This window comes from Cryomorpha ignava, assembly GCF_010686655.1.
GTDB classification, from domain to species: domain Bacteria; phylum Bacteroidota; class Bacteroidia; order Flavobacteriales_D; family Cryomorphaceae; genus Cryomorpha; species Cryomorpha ignava.
On sequence record NZ_JAAGVY010000124.1, the window covers coordinates 1 to 1,288 of the forward strand.

Annotated in this window: 2 protein-coding genes; both read left to right on the top strand. The window is 40.6% G+C overall.

Features of this window, described 5'->3' with window-relative positions; all coding sequences use genetic code 11:
- On the top strand, positions 1-1,009 hold a 1,009-nt coding region (locus tag G3O08_RS20680; protein WP_163287346.1), incomplete at its 5' end, for a dockerin type I domain-containing protein.
- A 47-nt stretch (positions 1,010-1,056) separates the two neighbouring features.
- Positions 1,057-1,288: hypothetical protein (locus G3O08_RS20685; RefSeq protein WP_163287347.1), on the top strand; the 232-nt coding region annotated here is incomplete at its 3' end.

Here is a 1,288-nt window from a genome sequence, read left to right on the forward strand (position 1 = left end):
TATCCGTCCATTTAGCACCGCTACTACTTACGCCGTGACATTGATTTGTACAGATTTTGACTGTCCTGATTTGAGCAATAATATCGGGAATGCCTGTGACGATGGTGATTCGAATACTGTGAATGATGAAATAGATGCAAACTGCGATTGTATTGGTATTCCAATGGCCACAAATGACGAAGCATGTATTGCTACTGAATTGGTTTGTGGTGTACCTATAGTTCAAACTACTGCCGGTGCAAGTCAAAGTTTACCTCCAATTACTTGTGAAAACTTTACAGCTGCTCAGGCGTTCGATGTATGGTTTACTTTTACAGCCGACGGTACTTCATCTTATATCATAAATGATATTGCAACTTCAGATTTAGTTCTGGAAGCATTCTCATCTGATGGTTGCGGTGATTTAACTTCAATTGATTGTGCAGATATTCCTGAAACAATTGATTTTGGTGTTCTTGCAGCTGGTGTATACTATGTGCGGGCTTATGCATATTCAAACTTTGCACCACCTTACGACATCAATATTCAGTTAGACTGTGTAAACAACAATGCAGCAACTCTTAACGGTACTGTAAACTGGAATAGCAGCTGTGGTGATCGCCCTGCTACCGTTGGTTTCTACACGCCGGGTACTGCTACATTGGTAGCAACCTACAATACAACTATTGCTGCCAATGGTACATTTAGTATCGCCGATGTTGCAACTGGTACTTTCGATGTAATCGTAAAAGTACAAGGATACCTTGCGAAAGGAATTCAGGATGTTGTAATCGCAGCAGGTGATAACAGCCTTGCAGTAGGTGCTATTAAAAACGGTAATATCAATAACGATGGAGCAGTTAACATCTTCGACGTTTCATTGATCAATGCCGCTTTCAATACATCTGTGGGTAATCCAGCATACAACCCGCTAGCTGACCTGAATTGTGATGGCAATATTAACATCTTTGACATCTCAATTTTGAATGCTTCGTTTAATCAATCTGGGGCTACTGCTCCACTGAACTAAATGAAAATAAATATAAATCAATTAAAACCAATTAAATACAGACCCTTATGAACAATTTAACACAAGAGCTAAAGAAACACTTTAGTGCAATTACGAACACTCTAATGACGGCATGTATTGTGCTTGGACTCGGCTTTGCCGGCGTCCAGGCTCAAGTGCCTGATCCGATGCCATCGCAGTACTTCTTTAAGGTAGGAGATGTGAAAACAAATGAAATCACTATAGAGCCCGGAGAGAGCTTTACACTGAAAGTAGGATTTACGCTGATAGGCCCATGTG